Below are 19,351 nucleotides of genomic sequence, written 5' to 3'. Positions count from 1 at the left end.
ATAGGGTCCTATTCCATCTAGATTGGATTTTGTCAACTACTTTTTACAAAAGTTAAATCAATTTTATACAAGTTTAAAAATATACAAATAAAGAGATAATTTTTGAAATAAATAAACCCAAAAAAGGGACACCATTGCCGGGGCTGTAAATACACTTGAACGTATAACTTCCCCCTCGATTTAGCTTCCGGTGATGCTATTCCCATGGCCTTGACAGTGCCGGCGATCGATGGTTAAAAATAAACAGATGCTGGATCCCCATCCAACATCCGCGTTCTAACTCTGCACACATTTTGCTAAGTCCTCATGATAAGTTAAAAAACGCTTCCTTTTTGGGGGCGTTTTTATTTATTCGATTGAAAAAACCGATGACAATCATTACTAAAGCTGATAAGAAAGTGGGGTGTGGGGTGTGGGGTGTGGGGTGTGGGGTGTAGGGTGTGGGGAGTTTTCTCAGTGAACTGATAACTGATAACTGATAACTGATAACTGACTTCTAACCCAATTTTGGACAAAGATAAGTAAAAATTATTTATTGACCGTAAAAACTTGAGAATATTTAAATTAACATTCCGCAATATTTATAAATTCTTAAGAATTAATTGAGAAAGATTTTTATTTAACAACGATGTTCCAATGGTTACAGCGATTTGATAAAATTTCAGAATGGGTTGTTCTGTGCTTTTTTAGCCAGCAATGGTTGAAACCCTTGTCAAACCTAGAAGGTGATCCTATTTAAGACGGGTAAATTAGTCAATTTCACCCACAACGATGATCTTTTTTTTATGTAGTTTTATTGCAAAAAAAAAGTTTTTTTGACAAAAAGCATAAAGTATGATACAGGCGCAAGGTGTTTCTGGTGGCGAGTAATTATTGTAGAGGGGGGAGATGGGAGAATAAATAAAAGCAATCTCCTGACGACCGACGACCGACTACTGATAACTGATAACTGATAACTGATGAAAAGATTAGCTTGGTTTGATCGCTTAGTTTTAGCGAGTATTTTGGCTTTAATTGCCGCGATATCGTCGATTTTGATCCAGGGAAATCAAGTCCCGACCCGAGGGGAGAATTTTAGCTGGCAAGGGCGAAAAATCGGCGTTAGGGACAATTATTTTACTTTAAGTTTTAATCGACCGATTGACCGTTCCGATATAGAAACCAGCTTGGTGATCAATCCTCCCTTACCGGGTAAAATTAGCTGGGCCGGAGATCGCTTGACCTATACTTTGACGGAATTGCCCATCTACGGCAAGAAATATCAAGTAAAGTTACCCATTGCCCAAGGTGAGGACTTTATCGGCGAATTTTACAGCCACGATCGAGCTTTTGCCTATATTGGAGTCAACCAAGAGGAAAGAGGCCGTTTAATCGTCTGTAATATCATTCAGGGGGCAAATAAGGTCACAGAACTGAAAAAAACCATCCTTACCCCTGGGGATCTAGTGGTCACGGATTTTCAAATCTATCCGAGGGGGGATAGAATTTTATTCTCGGCCTTCGATCGTTCTGACTTAGGACGAGATACCCCAAAACAGCAACTTTACACAATTACCACGGGTTTAAATCATGACGAAAATAGTCAAAATTTGCCTAGTGGTCGTATAGAAAGGTTTTTAGACGCGAAAACCTATCAAAATCTGCGCTTTAATCTCTCAGATAACGGCAAAACCCTAATCGTGCAGAGAATCAATCACGGGAATCCGGGGGATGCCAGTTTATGGGTAATCAGCGATGATGGACAATCGCGACCGTTAGGAATACAAGGGGATATTTTTTTACTATCTCCCGACGGTAAAAAAGCGGTTGTCAGTCAAACGGGAGGGGTAGCGGTGATTCCTTTGGATGTGCAAGGGGGAAAACCGCAATTTTTGCCCACCTACGAGAAAATACTCGCTTTTTCCCGGGATGGTCGCCAAAAACTCATGGTGAAATCGGAACCAGATAATCAGCGATCGCTATTTTTGCTCAATGATCAGGGAGAGTCAAGACTACTATTAAGAACAGCTAATCCGATTATTAGCTGTGAATTTGAACCGCGACAGGAAAAAACCCTTTACTGTCTGAAAAGCGATCTGGTTATGGGCAGCGATGGCAAGGTGAAAGAAGAACCATTTTTAGCGATTATTGAGCTAAAAACGGGTAAAATGATCCCCCTGCTGGCCTTGCCTAATTATCGTGACGTGCAGATGAGTATGTCTCCCGATGGCGTGGCTTTATTATTTGATCAGTTAGCAACCATACCTTTTGGAGTCGGAAATGATTTAGTCACTGGGGAGGGGTCGAGTATTGCCGATGGTCGTCTCTGGTTATTACCGCTTCCTGATCAGTTCAGTCCCAATAGCATCCCGAAAATTTTACCTCAAGAACTCAACCCTGGTTTTAAACCCCGTTGGCTGCCCTAACACAGCAGAATTAAGGAGTTAGGAGTCAGTCCCGATGAAAAAATTTTCACCCCCACAGATGAAAGAGGTTTCCTTCCCTACACCCCACACCCTACACCCTCTTTCAAGTCAGGAGACAGGAGAGAAATCTTTCCCTAATCAGGTGACTCGGAGAATGCTGACTCCCGAAAACGAAAACCTCATACCTCACCATTAAGATAAGTGCTATATGCTACTTCAGCGATTTGCTTTTTTATTGCGTCCCAGTGGCGATATCGAGATCGAGCGGGGGATTCGGACTTTATTAGCCATCACAGTGCCGATTATTATCGGTGATATTTTAGATCGGTCAGAATTGGGGTTAATGGTCGGTTTAGCGGCTCAAATCTTGATTTTAGCCGATGTGGGGGGACTTTACTGCCTGAGAGCGAAAACCCTAGTCGCTACGACTATCGGGATGGCTCTAGCTTTGATTATCGGCACATTAGCCAGTGCTTGGCTAGGATTGACCGTAGTGATAGTTTTTTGTGGGTTGTTTCTAGCGGGTTATTTGACGGTTTACGGGGAAAATGGGGCGTTAGCTGGGGTAGTAATTAGTTTATTGCTGCTTTTTGCCGTTTCTTTGCCATCGGGAGATATGGTCGTCGCTTTACAACGGGCCGGAATCGCTGTGTTGGGAGGGGGATGGACAATTTTTTTAGCCCTGTTTATCTGGCCTTTTCGCCCTAATCAGCCTTTACGTCAGGTAACGGCGGAAAATTTTCAGGGTATCGCCACCTATCTCCGTTCTTTGCCTTTACACTCTCGTTCTAATGCTCATGAGGAGCCATATTTTGACCAAATTCGCCAGCTGTTGCTCCGTTCGCGGAAAACTGTCACCTTGACGCGTCGGGGACGTTGGGGAAAGAATGAGCTGCGGGAATTGTTAATCGTCTTGATTGAAGATAGCGATCGCATTAATACCAGCTTGATTGCGCTGCGAGAATTGCTTCATCTTCATCCCTTGCCACAACTGACCACGGTGGGTATTTTATTAGAAGATATTCTCGTGCAAGTGGCGGAAATTAGCGAAGATATTGCCGGGTTAATTTTGGGTAGAAATAAACGACCGGATTGTGAGCGCTTGCAGCTATTACTCAAGGCGATCGAGCAGCAAAAAAACCTGCAAGCTAAAGTTTTAGAAAATGCCCAGGATGATTATAGCAGTTATGTGGCAATTTCCCAATTAAATAATCGTTTAAAAAAATTATTTAAACAGCTAAAAATAGCCAGTGAAACAGCGCAACATTTGCGGCAAAGCGAGGAATTTCCAGATAAAAAAAATCCCTGGCAGCGGAACTTTGAAGGGATAGAAAAAGAGTACGGTCAAGAAAAAGCTTGGTGGGAACCATTAAAATCTAATTTTAATCTAGAATCGCCCCTATTTCGCCATGGTTTACGCTTAGGTTTGGGAAGTGCGCTAGGAGTTTTGATTTACAATAAGCTAGGAATTACCCATAGTTTTTGGATTGGTTTAACCTTAGTTATTGTGTTAAAACCAGATTTTAGCTTGACTTTTCAACGCTTTTTTAATCGGGTGTTTGGCACGATTTTAGGCTCGTTGTTTGTTTTGGCATTGTTGCCAATTATAGATAATTCGATCTGGTTAGAAATTATTGGGGTGATTTCTATAGCGATCGCTTTAGCTTTGGTGCGATTTCACTATAGTTTGGCCGTATTTTTTATCACAATTTTTGCTTTAATCATCAGTCGTCTGGATGCCAGCAATGACGGTATTAATTTAGAGTATATCAGAATAGTTTATACTTTAATCGGTAGTGCTTTAGCCTTTGTACTTTCCTTCGGTTTTTTACGGGTTAATGAAGATGAACGTTTTTCCCTCGCTGCCATTAAAGCATTAGAAGCTAATCAAATATTTTTTCAGTCAGTTATGGCAGTTTATTTGGGAGAATCATCCTATCAAACTGCAATTTTATCTTCCTATCGCAATAAAGCTCGACGAGCAAATACAACTATGCAAACGGCCTTACAACGATTAATTGATGATCCTAGCACACCCTTTCCACAAATGGAACCGGCAATCACTTTAAGTAATTATATTCCTCGTTTTGGTCGCGGGGTGACAGTTTTATTGACGGAATTGGAACAATATCGCGGTAGTCCTCCCCATCCTAATCTAAGTCTGTTCACGCAACAAATAACCCAAGCTTTGACGCAATTAACCCAAGCTTTGCAAGCAAATAATCCTCCTTTTCCCTTACCTCCCCTCGAAGATACTTTAGAAAATATCCTCGATCATTTGCAAGAATTGCGAGAGGAAAGGTTAGTGGAAATTGGCCATCAAAAAGAGGGAACTAATCTCCAGAAATATTTAGGGGATTATAATATTGTTACCACGGAACTTGTGGAATTATCCAGTCGCGTTGGGGTAATGAACACAGCAATTGATCGTTTTATTAGAAGTTAAAATTTAGTTATAACAACAGAATTTAGTAGTCAGGAGGAAAATCGATTAACTTCGATAATTTCCGTATATTCAAAATTATTAGGACTGCGTTTCACTAGAGAATAATCAACACCATGAAGATTAATTAAGTCCTCTTGACAATCTGCTTTCGGAGAATTATACACTAACACATATTCTTTACCGATATAGGGAGAAATCTCGGTTTCTACTTCTCCTCTCCATTGAGTTTTTGTCACTAAAACAACTAACTGATTGGCTAATTTAGGAATAGCGATCGCGACTTGCCGACGATAGATATGATCAAGACTACCAAAAGGGGAATCCATCACCAGAGGAAAAGTGCTGCTATCAATTCCCATCAAAGTATTTTTCTGACTCCATTCTCGCACTCGATCGATAATTCCCCCGATAAAAGATAAACTAAGAATCTGATTTTCTCCGGTAGAAGCTGCCACGGGAATTGCGAATCCTGTGGTATTTTCTAATAGTCTTACCTCGTAATCGGGACTAATACGGGGAATATAGGGAGTAAAAGAAATTGAGCTAAAGATTTCCTGTACCCGTTTTTCTAAGGACAAACGAAACTGATTTTCTAATCTCTGTCTTACCTCACTAATGCGATTAATTGCCTCTTGAGTCGCTAAAATACGTCGTTGTCCTAAATTAGATTTTTCCTCTTTTTGTTGCTGTTTTTGTACCTGCTTTTGCAGGGATTCTAACTCTTTTTCATAGATATCTAGTTGATTTTTATTGCTGCCCTGTTCCAAGCGTAAATCTTTTAGGGAATCCTCGATCGCATCTAAGCGAGATTGCAGATTTTTAATATCTTCATCGGGATAATGGCGAAATTTATCCCGCACTTCATCTAATTCTGATTCTACTAAAGATAATTCTAAGCGCCACTGGTGAATATTAGCTTGATAATTATCCACTTCTTGCCAAAAATCTAAGACTTTTTTATCCATTTCTTTGACTGTGGAAGATAAGCGAATGGCTGCTTCTTCTACATCGGCCATTCCTGCTTTATTCATCCAATCTTGTACCTGTAAATAAGCTTGGCTATTTTCCTGTAATTCCTGACCACAAATACATTTTTTTCCCTCTAATAATTGTTGGACAAATTGCTGTTTGATACCACTGGGTAATTCCCCTTGTTGTCGTAGGCGATCGATTAATTGCTGAAAATTTTGATTAATTTCTTTTAAAAAGACTTGATAAGCTTGCTGAGAAATTAATTTCTTTAACTTATCCTTAGTTCTGACTAAATCTTGCCGCAGATTTCTTTCCTGTTGTTCTAATTTTTCTTTTAACTGTTTTAATTCCTCGGCACCACTTAACTCTAGTAAGCGATTAGTCACGGCTTTTTTTAATTCTTCTTGCTGGGATAACTGGCTAATAATATCCTGCTGACGCTGTTTTAATTTCTCGAAATCCTGCTCAATTTTACTTTCCTGTTTTAATAACTTTTTTAAATCCGATTCCCCTAAATCTTTAAGCTCATCTTGTAAAGATTTCTTAGCTTTTTTTAAATGCTCGATCGCTCGATCTAATACTTTAACTCCCAATAATTCCTTTGTATCTTCGGCGATTTTACCTTGGCTACTACTACGAAATTGATGATCGATATATTCCCCATCAAAAAAGAAATAACGGTGTAAACTTTCGGGTAAAATTTGATTAATAATATCCTCCGCTGGTTGATTGGGTGTGTACCAATTACCATCATCACCAGCGTAGAGCATATATAAACTATTTGAACCGTATTTAATCTTACTATTTACATCTTGGTAGGCGAAAAATTTTCGTTTTACCTGATAGCGTTTATTTTCATGTTCAAAGTTTACTTCCGCGGAACATTCTATGGAGGTTCCCGTTGTTACTTCGGTAATTGCCCGTTTATTAACTAATAACTCTGGTTCGGCAAAAGCTGCTGTAAATTTTTCATAAAGAACCCAGGTACAAGCATTTAAAATTGTTGTTTTTCCTGCCCCATTATTGCCATAAATTACCGTCGTATTGCGAGAACTCGCCGCTAAATGTATCTCAGGAGTCTTACCATAAAATTGTCGAAAATTACATAACTTTATTGATAGTAGTTTCATATTTATATGGAGGGGATGATGGGGAAGTTTTTTCAGTAAACCGATAACTGATAACTGATAACTGATTATTGAATTACTTCTTTAATAATTGTTAAAACATCATCATTGATATTGCGAGGATTGCGCTGGTATAACTTATCTCTTTCCAATTTTAAAACGCGATCGATGATTTTTCGCACATCTTCGGGAGCGTTTAAAATCGGTTCTTGGATATTTTGGAGATTATTATCAGGATTAGTCATAGGGCAGATTTTTTAATATTTACAGCTGCTGCATTTCCAACAAAATCCCTGCCGGGGTACGTTAATCTATTGCTAACGCACCCTCAGCCTAGATTGTTTCCCTAGACGAAACTTAAATAGGGTAACTTTTGCGCGGTAGATTGAATCAGATCGAGATTTTGTAACAGCTGTCTGCAGGTATCCCAACCCCCTTCTATTAACATCTGTCGGGAACCTTCATTCATAGACACGGTAGCGACAAAATCCCCCCATTCCACTGTCATGGTTGTCAAGGAAAGATCGACGGGAATTTCGGGATTAGCGGCAATTAAATCCTGTAAATGGGTGATGGTTTTTGCCTCAGCAGTGACACAGGGAACCCCATTAGCGATACAATTGCCAAAAAATATTTCGGCGAAACTTTCCCCGATAATTGCTTGAATTCCCCAACGTAAAATCGCTTGCGGTGCGTGTTCCCGAGAAGAGCCACAACCAAAATTACCATTGACTACCAGAATTTTCGCCCCTTGGTACTGGGGTAGATCGAAAGGATGACTCCCCTGTAAAGCGGATCGATCATCGGCGAACACTTGTTCGCCTAAACCTTCAAAGGTGATACAACGCAAAAAACGAGCCGGAATAATGCGATCGGTGTCAATATCGTTGCCTCGCAAGGGTAAAGCTCGTCCAGAGATGGTTTTAACTTGACTCATGATCTTTTTCTAACTTTTACTAGCAGTGATAAAAAAGGTGGTTGCATCTTGCCATACCCCCTGATCGGTGGCATTTTTCTCGATTTCTCGGCGATAATTGTTCACTAGAGTCGCAATTTCGGCAGCCGATAGGCGATCAAACCGCCTTTTTTTAACCATTGATACCATTTTGCCAGCACTTGCGGGATATCGGGGAAAAGTGCAATCGCCAGAGAACAGGTAATCAGATCGAAACTAGACTCGGCAAAGTCAATGGCAGCTATATCAGCGTTAATTAGGTCAATATTCTCGATATTTAATGCTTCTAGCTTTTTTTCGGCTCTGGCAATCATTTCCGGCGTGAAATCAACCCCGATGACACTTTTTACTTTTGGGGCAATTGCGACCGCTATAAATCCCGTTCCCACGTCTAGCACAGATTGGCTTTTTTGTAAATAGAGATAATTTACTAATTTAAGGGCGCGAGCTTGCGTAAAATCGTTATCGTAATCGTGACGAAGGGCATAAAAATCAATTACTTGACGCTGATAATCGTTGCTCAACTTCTCTATTGCCCAATTATCGACAAAGACTGACCCAATTGACTTAAATTAAGAGCATGGCCGCCGGTAACTAGATAAACCGCGTCTGCTATTGTGCCAATTCTACGACAGAGATCGCCTAAACGATCGCGAAACAGACGACCGAGGGGATAAGCGGGAACCACACCCCAACCGGTTTCTTCCGCCACCAGAATAACATCAACCGCCGCATTTTTGAGGGAATACAAGAATCGATCGCTGATTTCTAACCATTCAGCTGCCGACATTTCTAAACAATTGGCTACCCAAGTACCGAGGGAATCGATCAATAAACAGTGAGTAAATGGGCTATTATCAATAGTTTCGCTCAATTGTCGGGGAATTTCTTGGGTTTGCCATTGGGGGGAACGTCGCTGCCGGTGTCTTTCAATGCGATCGCACCATTCTTGATCTTTTTCATCCACCGAGGAGGTGGCGATATAAATAACGGGTTTTTGGCTGATTTTGGCTAAATATTCGGCCCATTCACTTTTCCCAGAACGGGCAGCCCCTGTAACTAGGATAATTTTTTCATCCACGATCGAGATTTTGGCAAATAACTAAAGTATATACGGAAGAAAACTGTCCTATTCTGCATCATCAAAACGGTGAATATCATCATCTCCTAAATATTCGCCATTTTGCACCTCAATCATCACCAGAGGAATAGAACCGGGGTTTTCCACCCGATGACGGGTATTCATGGGAACGTATGTAGATTCTTTTTGTTTGAGGAGAGTTTCTTTTTCATCACAGATTACCCGCGCTGTACCGGAGACGACAATCCAGTGTTCACTGCGATGGTAGTGCATTTGGGTACTCATGTGATGGCCGGGTTTAATGACAATGCGATTGATGCGATACCGGGAACCTTCCTCCAATACCGTCACTGTTCCCCAGGGGGGAGTCCGCGTCATTTCTAGGTCTTGGGGAGAAGGGGAGGGATCATTAATTAAGTCATCCATGGTGGTGGTCTCCAAACTTGATTAACATTCTAGTGGACAATCTCTGGTTTGCAGCTATTAGCTAAAGGTGTGTGGGGTGTGGGGTGTGGGGTGTGGGGTGTGGGGTGTGGGGTGATGGGGTGATGGGGAGAATAAATAAAATAATCTATTGAATCCTGTCTCGGAGTCTCCTGTCTCGGAGTCTCCTGTCTCCTGATAACTGATAACTGATTCAAGAGGGCAATTGTTTAAAATCAAAATTTGTCTCTTTACCCTTGACAGATGGCTCGGTTTGTGCTATGCGATTAGCCATTTGTACCAGATCTACTCCGGTAGCTTGACGCAATTGTTCGGCAAAGGCAGTCATTTTCGGGACAAGATTACCATCACCTCCGTCCACTACCGTCACCGTTTGCACCTGCACTTCTGGGACACTAGCGACCATTAATTTAAGCAATAACTCCAATTTTTGGTATAAAAAGATGTTTTTAGCGTTATTTCCCGCTCCTTGCCAAGATGCCGCCAGTTTTTTGGTTCCTTCCGCTTGCGCTTTCCCCTGTTCGATAATTTTGGCCGCTTCCCCCCGGGCTTTTGCGATCGCTTGTTGACATTCCGCTGCAGCGGGGGCGATCACATCTGCTTGTAATTGCTGTTTCACCTGCTTAATTCGGGCAGTTTGTACCGCCACTTCTGCCTGTACTTTAGCTAAATCGGACATAACCACCGATTCTACCTCGGCAATCATGGCGCCGCGCTTAGTTTGAGTGTCGCGCACCCGTTTTTCTGCGTCAGCTTTGGCTATTTCTAAATCTTTTTGGATACGACGCAAAGCGGTTAGGCGTAGATTCTCGGAATTCTTGATAATCGATGTTTTTCGGGCTTTTGCTTCGGCTATCCGGGCATCTCTCTGTAATTCGGCTTTTTGCTTCCGTCCGATCGAATCCAGATAACGCACCTCATCGGAAATATTCTGGATCTGCAAACTATCCAAAACTAAACCCAATTTTTCCAGATCCTGTTCCGCTTCTTCTAGGAGACTTTTAGCGAAAGCAATCTGATCGGAGTTTGCTTGTTCTGGGGTTAAATTCGCCAGGACACCGCGCAAATTGCCCTCGAGGGTTTCTTTAGCCAGTTGTTCGATTTCCTTGCGTTTCTTGCCCAATAAACGCTCGATCGCATTATGAATAATCGGTTCCTCCCCAGCGATTTTAATATTCGCCACCCCGGTGACGATCAACGGCACACCGCCCTTAGAATAGGCATTAACCACCCTGAGATCGATGATCATGTTGGTCAAGTCCATTCGATACACTTGTTCTAGCATCGGTAAACGAATACTGCTGCCCCCTTTTACCAAACGATAACCGATGGTTTTGCCCGTGGCCGTGGGACGACGACTACCGGCAAAAATTAAAACTTCACTCGGTTGACAGATGTGGTAATAGTTACGGATGACTAATAAACCCGCACCTGTCCCTAAACCGAAAACTCCCAGTAAAACAGCGATAATTTCCATAGATTTTATGTGGGTGAAATTGGTGATTATCTTTACTTTTAGCCGATCGACTCTCTGGCTGGTTGATTTTTTGGGGGTCATCGATATTAAACTAAAAAGTAAAGCTTAGACAGCCTATCTTTATCATGCCAGATCAGCCAATCTCGATCGCCCAATACTACCACGAGCGTACCAAATACGACCCCCAGACGATCGCCTCAAAAAGTAAAGGTCTTGATTGGAGTCAACAACCCTATCCCTTCAAAGAATACAAAATCGGTCAGACTTTCGATCTCAAACCCTACCTCTCCCGTCAAATAGTTCCCCAAAAAGGAGACTTTTGGCGACGTATATCGCGAATTTTGGGCTGTAGCTATGGTTTAACTGCCAAAATCGCCACTATGGGTAGTCCCTTGTACCTGCGTTCTGCACCCTCTGCTGGTGGATTATACCCCGCCGAGGTCTATCTGATCTCCCGTGGCACGGAATTTTTACCCGCCGGTCTCTACAGTTATCAAGGTCAAAGTCACTCGCTGCTTTTATTCTGGGAAAGTGATGTCTGGACGAACCTACAATCTGCTTGTTTCTGGAATCCTGTTTTAGAAAATACCGATATCGCTTTAGTTACCAGTGCCATTTTTTATCGATCCGCTTGGCGCTACGAGGATCGAGCCTATCGGCGTATTTTCCTCGATACAGGGCATTTATTGGGCAATATTGAGCTATCAGCCTCGATTAATGACTATCGCGCTCATTTAATCGGTGGTTTTAACGATAGTCAGATGAATGAATTGCTTTATCTTGATTCCGAGAAAGAAAGTGTCATGACGGTGATTCCTTTGGCAGATCTGCTCAATATCCGGCAAAATCTCCCCCCTAGTACCACGGCACTCCCTTCGACAACCACGACTCTTTATCCCAAAATTGCCGAGGGGGAATTATTAAACTCTCTACACCAAGCCACTATCATAGCCACAGATGAGAAGATAGAAGCAAATATTACCCCGTCTAATTGGGAAGATAAATATAATTTTCCTTTTTGTCTAAAAGTTTCGGTGACATCCCGTCCCGTCAATTGGGGGGAAGATTTAATCGATCTGGAAAGTACGATGCTTAAACGCAGATCTACCCGCGCTTATAGTGGTGCTAGTCTCAGTTTAGACGAATTGCGAGCGCTGCTGCATTTTACCTATCAACCCCAAGATTATGCCGACCAAAATCTCGATCCCAATCCCGATTATTTTGCTCTGGATTTATTGGAAACTTTTATCGCTGTTTCGGCAGTAACCGGATTAGAGGAAGGCTGTTATTATTATGCTCCTAAAGCCCAAGAATTGCGGCAAATTCGCTTTAAAAATTTCCGGCAAGAGTTACATTATCTCTGTTTAGGTCAGGATTTGGGACGAGATGCGGCCGCTGTGGTTTTTCATACGGCGGATCTGTCAAAAGCAGTGGCTAAATATGGCGATCGAGTCTATCGTTATCTTCATGCAGATGCGGGTCATTTGGGACAGAGATTAAATTTAGCGGCTATTCATCTGGGGTTAGGGGTTAGTGGTATCGGTGGTTTTTTTGATGATCAAGTTAATGAAGTGTTAGGAATTCCCTCCGATGAAGCAGTTATCTATATCACTACTTTAGGCCGACCAAAAGTTTTTTAAGGTGAGTTTGAACCCCTGAAGGGGTGACAAGGAGGCATCTGTCATCGTACTCTGTACCTTGACAGATGCACTTTCTCGCTGGGACGTATTTTGTTTAAAGGTTAATCCAACTACGCACCATTTGTCGAGGTTTTCCTGAATTTTTAAAAGCGGTTCTATTGTGGCATAAAAAGCGATTATTAACGTAAAATATATCACCTTTTTTCATTTTGAAGCGGACTGTATTTTCCGGTTCTGAAAAAAAGTTGTCGATGATGTCAAGTGTTTTTGTGATAGCTTCCGGTTGCGCTATTTCTAGTTTGGAGTAAGCAACTTCAATCCAGTACCGCATATAACGAAAAACCAGACCCCGAGAATCTGTTGAGAATAAGGGGAAATTATTATTTTGAATAGCTTCTTGAGAATTAATCTCTCCAGGGGTAATCACATCCCGCGCCAAAGGTTCGTAGAGACAGGGAACTAGGTCTGTATGGTTTTGCCAGAAATATTGATACAAATTGGCGGCGTTTACTACCAGGGAATCTCCTCCCTCATCCGCGGCAGCAAGACACAGTAAGCCAACAATATCAGGGAAGTAGTTTTTGGCTGTACTATCGGTATGATAGCCAGTTTCTGCATTCGTCATCGAAACGGGTATAGCTTCTTTAGTGTAATCCATTCCTCGATCGATTACATCAAAAAAATAGCCATAGCGGTGGTTTAGCAGTCCAAAAATGCGAGAAATAAAAGCATAAATTAACCGCATTTCTATTTCTGTTAATTCCGGTTCTAATCGGAAAATAATTATGCCTGGTTCCTGGAGCAATTTCTCACGAAACGGCAGGAAAAAGTCAAGATTTTTATTAACTGTTTGCCGTCCTATTTCGTTGGGTTTGTCAAGCCATCTCTGATTGCTTGTTTTTAGTAAATCTGAGACTAATGATTCTGGTACATGAAAAAATAGTTGAGAAGGATCAGGCAATTTTTTCCAAGTCAGTAATGAAATATTAGGATCAGAAATCGGTATAATCATTTTTGAATCTTGAAGGCAACGTGAAGGGGAAGGTCAATGAGCGGAGTAAAAAATTCTGGGTCTAGTTCTAAATGTTCCTGATTAATTTTTAGTTCATAAACTTCTGGCATTTTTGTGAATGCTGCTAAACGAAGAGATGTGAAGTAATCTTCCATAGTTTTATGAACACATTGCACGGCGACGGCTTTTCTATCTCTACGCCAAATCTCACCGGAGAATAATTGATCGCGTCCGGAAAAATAGCCAGCTTTCGGTTTAAAATAAAACGGAAACTTATCTTTTTTCAGAAAAGGTAAAGAGGGATGGGGGACAGCGAACAGGAAATATCCACCCAACTTTAAAAGTTGGTAGGCTTTCTGCATCGTGCTAATAGTTTCTGAAACATTTAAGTAGTTGAACAGGAACATAGCCAGAACTAAATCGTATTGTTCGGACTCAGTTACCGCAAAATCACGAATATCACCAGTTTCATAAGAAACATTAGTAATCTGATACTCGTTTTTTTGAATCAAGGCCTGCTCGATCATTTGCGATGAAATATCAATCCCATGAACATATTGAGCGCCTCGGTTAATTAACTCTCTTCCTACATAACCTTCCCCACAGCCTAGATCTAATATATTCTTGTTGACAATCGGTTCACATAAATCAATGACAAACGGACGCGCAGAGTAATCAGAAAGCAAAATCGGTTCTACTCGTTTCCAGTCTGCTGCGCTTTCTTCGTAAAGTTTTTTGGTTTCTTGTGTTGCTTTCATACCTATCTAACGGGATAAAATTTGCACTAATTTTGTTTTAGTCTAGCACTGTGTAAGTAATTACCCATAAAACTTTTGCCAGTTAATCCGAAATCAGCTATCGCCAGAAAAATTAGCTCTTCTTCTCCTAAGTTCACAGATTGATGCACACACCAACGGGGAATAACAGCAAAAGTACCCGGTTCGACTTCGTTTTCGTATTGATCAACAATAACTTTTCCTTGACCCTGAAGAAATACAAATACGGTTTCATGTGCGTGTTTGTGCATTTCATTCGCCTTTCCTGGCTTGACTATAACTAGGCGTGCATCTAAAACTTCTAGAGCAAATGGCAGGCGAAATACGTTAAAATCAATATTGAGTTTATCAACCTTATTGTTGTACAAAGCCTCTAAGTTGCTGGCCCTGATTGTTGAAATAAGCTCTTTACCTTCTTGGACATGAGTTAGGCTTTTTTGTTCATTAATTTTTTCGGTCAATGCTCCCAGTCGCAGCGTTTGAAAATCATGGTAAAGTTGTGATGCAAGCCTTAATATTGTTGGAGAGCATTGGCATTCACCAGATGGATTTTCAAGCCAATCTAGCAAGTTCAGAACTTCTTCCCTGTGCTTTTCCCTTTGCATCCCGTATAGCAAAAGTGAACTCAATCCGGGTAGTAGTTTTTCCCCTGGAACAGTAGATAAGTCTTCCGTCAATCCAATCCGCACATCATTGATTTGATGCAATAAAAGTTCCTGTTCCTGATTAGACAGCCTTTTGCCTTTAATCATTTTAGTCAAAAGCGTAACAATCTTGAGTTGGTCTGATGATATCAAAGATTTATCCAGCGCCAACGCACGTTCATACATATTGTCCCAGTAAGCAGCACGTAGATTTAAGGCTTTTAACATTCCTTTGCGTAATTCCAGAACAGCTTGTTCGCTTTCGCTGGCTAATTCCCTAGCAATCTCAACTAAAGTTAAGCTGTGTTCATCCTCCACTTCTGTATGTAAAGGAAAAAATACATATTGCTCCAAGGATAATGATGTATGGTTTTTAATCGCTTCAATAATGTGTTTGTAGATAAATTTAACCACAGATTCAGTCCCTAAACCTATGGCTCCAATAGCTTCGAGTGGACTTCCATTCTGGAGCAGCGATAAGAATGATTCACGCCAGATTTCTACTTCAACACAAGGCTTTTGCGTGCTATCTACTCCCATAGCTTCTTGAAAACGCTTGAATAACTGTGGGTGAGGAATTTCCTGTACCCACTCGTCTTTAATACCTAATTTACGGATTGCTTCCAGATATTCATCCTGTAGATGTCCGGTTTCTTCAGCTAAGTTCTCCAGCAGGTGATTTCGATGAGTGGGATTTTCTAGCTTTGATATTACTGCTGTTAAATAGCGGGAAAACCAGTCACTATAAGCTCCATATTGACTGGCAAAATCTTTCAGAACTTCATCAATATGTTGAAATTCTCCTTTTTCTAAAGCAAGTAAATACGGGTGATTAATTGCTCGATGGCTTAGTGCTTCCTTGATTAAGTTTTCCATTTTTTCTCATTCCCCGATAGCCGCCCCTTTTTAAATACTATCACAAAATTGGCCAATTGTCGATAGCGTTTGAGATGCGCTCATTCTGGGTTAAATATAACCAGGCTGACAGTTTTCCTTCGGGTTATCTCAGAAGGATTAAGTATAAACCACAGAGGCACAAAGAACACAGAGAGGAAGATAGAGTGTTCTTGATTAAGATTCTCTCAGATTTTCCCTCTCTAATTCGATTAAATTATCGATTTTTTTTAGCTTGGCATCCCCAGCAAGATAACCGATACCGCGATGTAAATGTAAGCGAAATTGTTGAGTTAGAGTTTCTTTATCGGTTCCTAATCCGTCTTGATGACAACGTTGTTTGAGGGCAATTAAGAAAATATCGGCCATTTCTCCCCCGAATACTTTCCAAGATAATTCTACATTGCTATCGGCAGGAATGGGAACGGGAGAGGGGAGACTCGGTTCAGCAAGGGAACGACAAAAAGCCCAACGACAGAGGATATTCCATTGGTCAATTTTGGTGTAGCGTTTTAATTTTATGAGGCTATCTTTGGCGGTTTGAGATAGTCGAAAACGTTCGATCGGTGATTCCATAATCTATAATTTTACCTCGCTCTGACTGATGATAGAATAGTTAGTCCTTCTCAATCCTGTTTAATAGGAGAGTGGAAAGTGCGGTCACTCCTCATCTTACAAAGACAGTGATCGCTTTTACTTTTGATATTCTGATGGGAGAATAAAACAGCCCTACTTGATAAAGGGAGTGTCTGACAGTTTTTAACACCTAACTACTTAATAATGGGTTTCCTTATTTTTCCAAACGGACCACATACCATTGTAGATAACCCTCCTCACCCAGGTCTAACTCGCAGTAATTATCGCGCAGATAGAGAGCTTTTTCCTCAAAACTAGAGAATTTTGCCAATTGTCGAGGACAAATCTCCGGTTTTGCGGCGATTAAATCTTTTAACTTATCGCGTAACTGGTCGGGAGTCTGGAATTGTTCAGGTTGATCGGCCTCAAGGACAAGAAAATAGTCCCCTTGATACATAATAGAATCGGGCATCGCTGTTTGATAGTCTCAGTAGGAAAATTTTTTGGCTATCTTTATCACTTTATCGCCTCAACGCTCGATCGACACCACCACTATGACAGACCATCTCACCAATCCCTTTCTCAGTCTCCCTTCCGAAAGCGCCATGCAGGACTTGGGGGACCAATACTACGATCAAGTTGCGGCTGCGGATTTTCCCCGTCATATCCTTCGTTTTCGCAATGATGCTTTATTACCTTTGGTGGGAATTCAGCCAGAATTAACCTTAGATGAGCATTTTATCGAGGCTTTTGGTAAATTTCAAGCCCTTACCCCCTTTTTAGCCCTGCGTTACCACGGTTATCAATTTGGCGAGTATAATCCTTTTTTGGGAGATGGTCGCGGTTTTCTCTACGGTCAAGTTAGGGGTATTGATGGCAAATTATACGATTTTGGTACGAAAGGATCGGGACGGACCCCCTATTCCCGTCATGCGGACGGTAGGTTAACTCTCAAGGGTGGAGTTAGAGAAGTCTTAGCCGGGGAAGCTTTACGCAGTTTAGGGGTGAATACCTCTCGCTGTTTGAGTTTGGTGGAAACGGGGGAACCCCTCTGGCGTGGTGATGAACCTTCCCCGACGCGATCTTCGGTGATGATTCGAGTTAGTAATTCTCATATTCGTTTCGGGACTTTTGAGCGTTTATTTCATATTAAACGTGCCGATTTAATTAAAAGACTCCTCGATCATGTGATTATTTATTATTATCCTGAAATCGATCCCCAAGATAGCGATCGCCATTTAAAATTTTACGATGTTTTGATTGAAAGAACCGCTAAATTAGCAGCCCAATGGATGTCCGCAGGTTTTTGTCATGGGGTTCTCAATACCGATAATATGTCAATTACTGGGGAAAGTTTTGATTATGGTCCCTACGCTTTTATTCCTTACTATAACCCCCAATTTACGGCGGCCTATTTCGACTACGGTGGTCGTTATAGTTACGGTAATCAGCCTTTTATCTGTCGTTTAAATCTAGAGTTACTGCAATCTCCCCTGGCCATGGTTGTCTCCTTGTTAGAGTTAGATATGGCCTTGGCTAACTATGACCAGCACTACAATTTTTATTATCAAAAAATGATGCTTAAAAAGTTAGGTTTTGAGGATATTTTTACTCCCGAATCTGCTTTACTGGTTAGCAAAACTGTGGAAGTTCTCCAAGAAACTGGCCTCGGTTATCACGAATTTTTCTATCAATTAAGTGAACAATTTAATTACGGTTGGCGAGAAAATAGTTCTCTAATTCTTGAAAATATGGATTTACCGAAAGCTGATTGGCAACGTTGGCGAGAGTTATATAGTTTGGTCTTAAATCAATTACCCCTAGATTCCTTGTCTCAAATTGACGACACTTTAACGCATTATAATCCTAAAACCGCTTTACTTAGACCGCTAATCGAATCGGTTTGGGAAGCAATTACCTCTAAAGACGATTGGCAACCTTTCCACGAATTAGTGATAAAATTACAAAATAAACAGTAATTAAGTAATAAGTAGTGATCAAAATTAATTTCTTGGTTAGAATAGGCAAGAGGTAGTTAAATATGTGTAATTAATTATCTCTAGCTACTTATTTAGGTCATTTCCTAAAATGCGTTGGACAAAAATTGACCAGACTTGGCGATCGCTGTTTCCTCTCCAATCATTAAGAGTGTCAAAATAATAGTAAAGTTTTGTGACAAAGTGCAGTCAGCTCTAAGAATCTTTGCTAGAATTCTAGAAAGCTTCTGTGATAAGTCTCCTTAAAAGAGATTGTTTGCAGTAAACTAATCTGGCTAACACGCTTTTGGGTGTGATATAGAGAAAGTTTCTTGCGATTGCGCCTAAATGGAGTGATATACAGAAAGTTGACTCATATCGTTACTCTGGAGAGTGTTATATAGAAAGTTGACCTATAATATGTAGTTAGGCACGAGGAGAATAATACGCATGCTGATATCGAGAGAATACAAGTTTATATTCGTCCATATTTATAAGAATGCTGGCACAAGTATTACAACGGCGCTACGACCATTTGCAATAAGTCCATGGCAGTGGACAGCTCATAGGTTGATAAAAAAGGCGGGCTTTCCTTCTCCTTTCTTTGATCCTCATCCATTTCCTGCGCATGTCAAGGCATCCGAAATAAAAGAGAGTTTTGGAGCAGAGAAATTCAATGAGTATTTTTCATTTGCTGTAGTCAGAAACCCATGGGATTGGCAAGTTTCACTCTACAAATATGCGTTGAAATCAGAAACACATCATCAGCATGAGTTAACGAAAAATGGTTCTTCGGTTTGTGTTATGCAATGGACGGGGGTTATAAGAGATGAAACCCTTATAGAAACAGACATTACCCCAACTTTTATCAATTGTTTTTTATCTAGAGCGAACTCATCAATTAAGTCTCTTGCCAGATAAGGATT

17 protein-coding genes are annotated in these 19,351 nt (G+C 41.0%); 5 read left to right on the top strand and 12 right to left on the bottom strand.

The window, feature by feature from the left end; translation table 11 throughout:
* The first annotated feature begins 959 nt into the window (after positions 1 to 959).
* A complete protein-coding gene (locus IM507_RS15210; protein WP_002735311.1) occupies positions 960 to 2,405 on the top strand; it encodes an Ig-like domain-containing domain in 1,446 nt (481 codons plus the stop codon).
* A 208-nt stretch (positions 2,406 to 2,613) separates the two neighbouring features.
* Positions 2,614 to 4,851 carry an FUSC family protein gene (locus IM507_RS15205; protein WP_287637282.1) on the top strand — a complete coding sequence of 746 codons (2,238 nt, stop codon included), beginning with the start codon at positions 2,614 to 2,616 and terminating at the stop codon, positions 4,849 to 4,851.
* A gap of 29 nt (positions 4,852 to 4,880) precedes the next feature.
* Here the strand turns inward: IM507_RS15205 and IM507_RS15200 are convergent, their stop codons facing one another.
* From IM507_RS15200 to IM507_RS15170, 7 genes are all read right to left on the bottom strand, one after another.
* Positions 4,881 to 6,953: an AAA family ATPase gene (locus tag IM507_RS15200; RefSeq protein WP_069475606.1), complete on the bottom strand. Its 2,073-nt coding sequence runs from the start codon at positions 6,951 to 6,953 to the stop codon at positions 4,881 to 4,883.
* A 65-nt stretch (positions 6,954 to 7,018) separates the two neighbouring features.
* Entirely contained in the window at positions 7,019 to 7,195 is a 177-nt protein-coding gene (locus IM507_RS15195; RefSeq protein WP_002737666.1) for a hypothetical protein, read from the bottom strand.
* Positions 7,196 to 7,296: 101 nt separating this feature from the next.
* Positions 7,297 to 7,887, bottom strand: coding sequence for a 3-isopropylmalate dehydratase small subunit (leuD, locus tag IM507_RS15190; protein WP_002736080.1), 591 nt, complete (start codon positions 7,885 to 7,887; stop codon positions 7,297 to 7,299).
* Positions 7,888 to 7,991: 104 nt separating this feature from the next.
* On the bottom strand, positions 7,992 to 8,429 hold the full coding sequence (locus IM507_RS15185) for a class I SAM-dependent methyltransferase (RefSeq protein ID WP_002735100.1): 438 nt from the start codon (positions 8,427 to 8,429) through the stop codon (positions 7,992 to 7,994).
* Between the two features lie 5 nt (positions 8,430 to 8,434).
* The gene (gene cobU / locus IM507_RS15180; protein ID WP_002736797.1) at positions 8,435 to 8,986 is read right to left on the bottom strand and encodes a bifunctional adenosylcobinamide kinase/adenosylcobinamide-phosphate guanylyltransferase; all 552 of its coding nucleotides are present in this window, start codon (positions 8,984 to 8,986) and stop codon (positions 8,435 to 8,437) included.
* A 48-nt stretch (positions 8,987 to 9,034) separates the two neighbouring features.
* Positions 9,035 to 9,412 carry a phosphomannose isomerase type II C-terminal cupin domain gene (locus IM507_RS15175; RefSeq protein WP_016514790.1) on the bottom strand — a complete coding sequence of 126 codons (378 nt, stop codon included), beginning with the start codon at positions 9,410 to 9,412 and terminating at the stop codon, positions 9,035 to 9,037.
* A 211-nt stretch (positions 9,413 to 9,623) separates the two neighbouring features.
* Positions 9,624 to 10,907 (bottom strand): flotillin family protein, encoded by a 1,284-nt coding sequence (locus IM507_RS15170; protein WP_287637281.1) that lies wholly within the window; start codon positions 10,905 to 10,907, stop codon positions 9,624 to 9,626.
* 125 nt (positions 10,908 to 11,032) lie between these two features.
* On the opposite strand from IM507_RS15170, the gene IM507_RS15165 reads away from it, so the two are divergent.
* Positions 11,033 to 12,547, top strand: coding sequence for a SagB/ThcOx family dehydrogenase (locus tag IM507_RS15165; protein ID WP_069475608.1), 1,515 nt, complete (start codon positions 11,033 to 11,035; stop codon positions 12,545 to 12,547).
* A gap of 94 nt (positions 12,548 to 12,641) precedes the next feature.
* On the opposite strand, the gene IM507_RS15160 is transcribed toward IM507_RS15165, so the two are convergent.
* From IM507_RS15160 to IM507_RS15140, 5 genes are all read right to left on the bottom strand, one after another.
* A complete protein-coding gene (locus IM507_RS15160) occupies positions 12,642 to 13,559 on the bottom strand; it encodes a TauD/TfdA family dioxygenase (RefSeq protein ID WP_130756827.1) in 918 nt (305 codons plus the stop codon).
* A complete protein-coding gene (locus tag IM507_RS15155) occupies positions 13,556 to 14,317 on the bottom strand; it encodes a class I SAM-dependent methyltransferase (RefSeq protein ID WP_193979578.1) in 762 nt (253 codons plus the stop codon). The genes IM507_RS15160 and IM507_RS15155 overlap by 4 nt, the downstream gene beginning before the upstream one ends.
* Positions 14,318 to 14,343: 26 nt before the next feature.
* Positions 14,344 to 15,855 carry a cupin domain-containing protein gene (locus IM507_RS15150; protein WP_002736577.1) on the bottom strand — a complete coding sequence of 504 codons (1,512 nt, stop codon included), beginning with the start codon at positions 15,853 to 15,855 and terminating at the stop codon, positions 14,344 to 14,346.
* A 195-nt stretch (positions 15,856 to 16,050) separates the two neighbouring features.
* Positions 16,051 to 16,449 carry a DNA sulfur modification protein DndE gene (dndE, locus tag IM507_RS15145; protein ID WP_002735106.1) on the bottom strand — a complete coding sequence of 133 codons (399 nt, stop codon included), beginning with the start codon at positions 16,447 to 16,449 and terminating at the stop codon, positions 16,051 to 16,053.
* Positions 16,450 to 16,663: 214 nt separating this feature from the next.
* On the bottom strand, positions 16,664 to 16,921 hold the full coding sequence (locus IM507_RS15140; protein WP_002755642.1) for a CRR7 family NDH-1 assembly protein: 258 nt from the start codon (positions 16,919 to 16,921) through the stop codon (positions 16,664 to 16,666).
* 31 nt (positions 16,922 to 16,952) lie between these two features.
* On the opposite strand from IM507_RS15140, the gene IM507_RS15135 reads away from it, so the two are divergent.
* Positions 16,953 to 18,428 (top strand): protein adenylyltransferase SelO, encoded by a 1,476-nt coding sequence (locus tag IM507_RS15135; RefSeq protein ID WP_176721694.1) that lies wholly within the window; start codon positions 16,953 to 16,955, stop codon positions 18,426 to 18,428.
* Between the two features lie 447 nt (positions 18,429 to 18,875).
* Positions 18,876 to 19,346, top strand: a complete 471-nt coding sequence (locus tag IM507_RS15130; RefSeq protein ID WP_287637280.1) for a sulfotransferase family 2 domain-containing protein — start codon at positions 18,876 to 18,878, stop codon at positions 19,344 to 19,346.
* Positions 19,347 to 19,351 lie beyond the last annotated feature (5 nt).

It is taken from the genome of Microcystis sp. M20BS1 (assembly GCF_020245305.1).
Taxonomy (GTDB): domain Bacteria; phylum Cyanobacteriota; class Cyanobacteriia; order Cyanobacteriales; family Microcystaceae; genus Microcystis; species Microcystis ichthyoblabe_A.
Note: the sequence above shows the minus strand (reverse complement) of the source record. Positions and strands in the feature narration are given on the sequence as shown.

Bases quoted from the DNA above. Each gene is read 5' to 3' on its own strand.
- IM507_RS15210 (WP_002735311.1), top strand. From the start codon at position 960: ATGAAAAGATTAGCTTGGTTTGATCGCTTAGTTTTAGCGAGTATTTTG.
- IM507_RS15205 (WP_287637282.1), top strand. From the start codon at position 2,614: ATGCTACTTCAGCGATTTGCTTTTTTATTGCGTCCCAGTGGCGATATC.
- IM507_RS15200 (WP_069475606.1), bottom strand. From the start codon at position 6,953: ATGAAACTACTATCAATAAAGTTATGTAATTTTCGACAATTTTATGGT.
- IM507_RS15195 (WP_002737666.1), bottom strand. From the start codon at position 7,195: ATGACTAATCCTGATAATAATCTCCAAAATATCCAAGAACCGATTTTA.
- leuD (WP_002736080.1), bottom strand. From the start codon at position 7,887: ATGAGTCAAGTTAAAACCATCTCTGGACGAGCTTTACCCTTGCGAGGC.
- IM507_RS15175 (WP_016514790.1), bottom strand. From the start codon at position 9,412: ATGGATGACTTAATTAATGATCCCTCCCCTTCTCCCCAAGACCTAGAA.
- IM507_RS15170 (WP_287637281.1), bottom strand. From the start codon at position 10,907: ATGGAAATTATCGCTGTTTTACTGGGAGTTTTCGGTTTAGGGACAGGT.
- IM507_RS15165 (WP_069475608.1), top strand. From the start codon at position 11,033: ATGCCAGATCAGCCAATCTCGATCGCCCAATACTACCACGAGCGTACC.
- IM507_RS15160 (WP_130756827.1), bottom strand. From the start codon at position 13,559: ATGATTATACCGATTTCTGATCCTAATATTTCATTACTGACTTGGAAA.
- IM507_RS15155 (WP_193979578.1), bottom strand. From the start codon at position 14,317: ATGAAAGCAACACAAGAAACCAAAAAACTTTACGAAGAAAGCGCAGCA.
- IM507_RS15150 (WP_002736577.1), bottom strand. From the start codon at position 15,855: ATGGAAAACTTAATCAAGGAAGCACTAAGCCATCGAGCAATTAATCAC.
- dndE (WP_002735106.1), bottom strand. From the start codon at position 16,449: ATGGAATCACCGATCGAACGTTTTCGACTATCTCAAACCGCCAAAGAT.
- IM507_RS15140 (WP_002755642.1), bottom strand. From the start codon at position 16,921: ATGCCCGATTCTATTATGTATCAAGGGGACTATTTTCTTGTCCTTGAG.
- IM507_RS15130 (WP_287637280.1), top strand. From the start codon at position 18,876: ATGCTGATATCGAGAGAATACAAGTTTATATTCGTCCATATTTATAAG.